The following is a 3,824-nucleotide window of genomic DNA, read 5'->3' as shown; positions in this document are numbered from 1 at the left end:
CGATTCGTTCTCCAACCGTTGCTGGATGATCTCCATGTGCAACAGCCCCAGGAATCCGCAGCGGAATCCGAACCCCAGCGCGTCACTGGTCTCGGGCTCAAATTCGAAACTGGGATCATTGACCGCCAACCGCTCCAAGGCGTCGCGGAGGTCACTGAAGTTCTGTCCGTCGCTGGGGAACAGCCCGCAATAAACCATCCGTTTGGGACGCGCGTAGCCCGGTAGCGCCGGGGCGGGTTTGTCACCGGCGATGCTGACGGTGTCACCGATGTGCACGTCACCGATGCTTTTGATGTTGCAGATCAGATAGCCGACTTGGCCGGCCACCAATTCGTCGCGAGCGACACGCTGGGGTGCGAACTGGCCCAATTCGACGACTTCATGAGCCGTTCCGGCGCGGAGGAATTTGATCTTCTGTCCCTTGCGTACCGTTCCCTGCATCACGCGAACGTAAGTGATCGCGCCGCGGTAGTCGTCGTAGTTGGAATCAAAGACCATCGCTTGCAGGGTTGCTTGCGGGTCACCGGTCGGGGCGGGAATCCGATCGACGATCGCATCGACCAACGCCGCGACACCTTCGCCGGTCTTGGCACTGACCCGAACGCAGTCGTCCGGATCGGTTCCCAGCGAGTGCATCATCTCTTCGGCCACTTCGTCCGGCCGCGCGTGCGTCAGATCAATTTTGTTGATGACCGGGATGATGTGCAGGTCATGCTCCATCGCCGCGTAGGCGTTGGCGACCGTCTGAGCCTCGACGCCCTGAAAGGCGTCGACCAACAGCAAGGCGCCTTCGCAACAGGCCAACGATCGAGACACTTCGTATTGAAAGTCGACGTGGCCGGGCGTGTCGATCAAGTTCAATTCATAGTCCACGTTTCCGCGTTTGTAGCGCATCGCGACCGCGCGGGCTTTGATGGTGATGCCTCGCTGACGTTCCAGTTCCAGATCGTCCAGCAATTGCTCTTTCATCTGTCGCGTGCTGACCGTCCCCGTCTCCTCGAGCAGTCGGTCGGCGAGTGTGCTCTTGCCGTGATCGATGTGGGCGATGATGCAGAAGTTTCGAATCTGTTTGGTCATGATTGTTTCATTGCTTGTTTTCGCGCGTACCCGGCCAATCCGAGGTATCCCGCGTCGGCACCCAAGTTCGCGAATGCGATGGAGGTGCCGTCAAATACATTTTCAAACGTCCGGCTTTTGAATTCTTCGATAATGCCGGACAAAAACCGTTCTCCGATCGGGCAACCGCTGCCGCCAAAGTTCATCGCGCCGCCCAGCGTTACCACGCCGGGGTCCAGTGCGTGCACCAATGACGTGATCCCGATCCCCAGCCATTGTGCCGTTTCGTCCACGATTTCAAGGGCCACGGCGTCTCCTTCGTCGGCGGCCTCGTAAACCTTTTTCGCCGTCAATTCGCTGTTGCTGCCCCCCAGTAGGCCACTGAGCGAACTCTCGGCGCCCGCGGTCAACCGTTCGCGGGTGCGGTCCACCACGGCGCTGGCGCTGGCATAGGCCTCCAGTTGCCCGCGGCCCCCGCCCCAGACACACAACCGTGCTTTCGGCGACGGATCCACCAGGATGTGCCCGCATTCGCTGCCGAAACTGTTCACTCCGTTGACCAACTCGCCGTCCACGATGATTCCTCCGCCGACGCCCGTGCCCAGGGTCAACAGAATCATCGAGTTCGAATCCCGTCCCGTCCCGATCCAAAATTCCCCAAATGCTGCCGCGTTGGCGTCGTTCAAGAACGAAATCGGACGTCCGAGCAACTCCTTGAGTGCATCAACAATTGCAAATCCCCACCAGGAAGGCAATTGTGGTGGGGCGACCAAAAGTCCGTTGGCAAGGTCCATCGGCCCGGGGGCGCCCAAGCCGATGTGTGGAACCTGTCCGCCGACACCCAAACGGCTCTCGACCTCTGAGACCACGTCGGCGATTCGCTGCATCGCGGCCGGAGCCCCCTCGCCCTCAGGGGTCGGTATTTTCTCATAAGCGACCGTGTAGCCCTGTTCATCGACCAAACCGAGTTTGATCCCGGTGCCGCCAATGTCGATGCCCCAATAGTACGGTGCACTCGACTGCTCAATGGGGTGGATTTGAGACGACGTGACAGGCGCCGGGTCGCTGGAAAGACTCATAGTTGCGTTTTGGGGTGAGAAACGGTCCGACGCATCGCCCCTGGGGTTTCCAGTGGGTTACGGTTGTCGCCGGTTGATCGCGGCGGCCGCTTCATCGCGACCGCCAGCTAATTGGGTATGCCCGTGGGGTGGGACTAACAGTTGATTGGATCGGACAGTTGATTGGATCTGACAGGGCGGAGTATAGAAACGGTCCGCTATAGTCACAACGAGCGTTTTCCCACAGTTTCCCCCCAATCCGTACCCCCCCCATGAAAGTTGTGTATTTGACCGCTGGAGCTGCAGGAATGTTTTGCGGCAGTTGCATGCACGACAATGCGATTGCCCGGGCATTGGCCTCCATCGACGTCGAGTGCATTCTGCAGCCGGTGTACACGCCGATTCGGACGGACGAAGAAAGTGTTGCCGATGGGAAGGTGTTTCTTGGCGGCATTCACGTCTATTTGTTGCAACAGATGCCCTGGTTGCGGTTCCTGCCCCGCCCGGTCCGCGGCCTGTTGGATGCTCCCATGCTGGTCCGCTGGGCGACGCGGCGTGCCGGCGGCGTCGATCCGGCCAAACTCGGCGAGCTGTCGATTTCGATGTTGCGCGGAGCCGACGGCCGCCAAGCCGAAGAATTCAATCGTTTGACCGACTGGATCGCCACAGAGCTTAAACCCGACGCCGTCGTGCTGACGAATCTCCTGATCGGCGGCGGACTGCCGCAACTGCGTGAGCGGTTGCCCGACGCCAAGTTGATCGTGGTGCTGCAGGGCGATGACATCTTTCTCGATCATCTGCCCCAAGCGGCCCGCAGTGCGGCGATCGAACTTTGCACCCAACTGGTCCGGTACGTGGATTACTTTTGCGTCCACAGCCAGTTCTACGCGCAAAAAATGGGCGCGCTGTTCGAGATTCCGGACGAGAAACTGGTCATCACGCCGCTCTCGATCGATCCGGCACCGTTTAGGACGAGCGATCGACCCAACGAACCGTCCGCAGGCGAATTTCGTTTGGGATACCTGGCCCGCATCGCACCGGAGAAAGGATTGCATCGCTTGGTCGAAGCCTTTGAACGCATCGCCGCCGACGACCCGACCATCACCCTGCACGCGGCCGGTTGGCTGGGCAACGGAAACGAACCCTACCTGCGCTCGCTCGAAAAACGTTTGCAGGATGCGGGACTGGCCGACCGGTTCACCTATCACGGTAGCCCCGATTTGGCCGGCAAGGTGCGTTTCCTGCAAAGCATCGATCTGTTGAGCGTGCCCACCGAATACGAAGACCCCAAAGGATTGTTTGTGTTGGAGTCGTTGGCGGCCGGAACACCGGTCGTGATGCCCGACCACGGTGCCTTCGGTGAATTGGTTCGTTCCACCGGCGGCGGTGTGTTGGTCGCCCCGGACAGCATCGATGCCCTCTGCGCCGCGATCGAAGAACTGAAAGCGGATCCGAGCCGACGACGCGCGCTGGCCGAAGCCGGCCGGCGCGGCGTCGACGAAAAACACTCCATCGCCACCGCCGCGAAAGAGTTGGCGGATTTGATCAAGCGGTAACCACGGGGCTCGGAGGGCAATCCCGCTACATCGACAAGGTATTGACCAGCGCTGGGCCCGTAGGCTCGCGCCAAACGGCTGATCATCGTTTGACATCAGCCGGTTCGCGCCAGCGTCCGGGCCGCGCCTTAAACGATTACTGGGCCCACCGATG

At 60.4% G+C, this 3,824-nt stretch carries 3 protein-coding genes; 1 reads left to right on the top strand and 2 read right to left on the bottom strand.

Annotated features, from left to right (window positions below; genetic code table 11):
• Together lepA and ABX749_RS25325 are read right to left on the bottom strand one after the other, a co-directional pair.
• Positions 1 to 1,077: translation elongation factor 4 (lepA, locus tag ABX749_RS25330; RefSeq protein WP_372898459.1), on the bottom strand; the 1,077-nt coding region annotated here is incomplete at its 3' end.
• Positions 1,074 to 2,135, bottom strand: a complete 1,062-nt coding sequence (locus tag ABX749_RS25325) for an ROK family protein (protein ID WP_372898458.1) — start codon at positions 2,133 to 2,135, stop codon at positions 1,074 to 1,076. The genes ABX749_RS25325 and lepA, both read right to left, overlap by 4 nt.
• Before the next feature lie 251 nt (positions 2,136 to 2,386).
• Here ABX749_RS25325 and ABX749_RS25320 point away from each other — a divergent pair, with 251 nt between their 5' ends.
• On the top strand, positions 2,387 to 3,670 hold the full coding sequence (locus ABX749_RS25320) for a glycosyltransferase family 4 protein (RefSeq protein WP_372898457.1): 1,284 nt from the start codon (positions 2,387 to 2,389) through the stop codon (positions 3,668 to 3,670).
• The last annotated feature ends 154 nt before the right edge of the window (positions 3,671 to 3,824 follow it).

Origin of the sequence: Stieleria sp., assembly GCF_041595215.1 — a bacterium.
GTDB lineage: Bacteria > Planctomycetota > Planctomycetia > Pirellulales > Pirellulaceae > Stieleria > Stieleria magnilauensis.
Note: the sequence above shows the minus strand (reverse complement) of the source record. Positions and strands in the feature narration are given on the sequence as shown.

Excerpts from the sequence above, each read along its gene's own strand:
- ABX749_RS25325 (WP_372898458.1), bottom strand. The coding sequence starts at position 2,135 with ATGAGTCTTTCCAGCGACCCGGCGCCTGTCACGTCGTCTCAAATCCAC.
- ABX749_RS25320 (WP_372898457.1), top strand. The coding sequence starts at position 2,387 with ATGAAAGTTGTGTATTTGACCGCTGGAGCTGCAGGAATGTTTTGCGGC.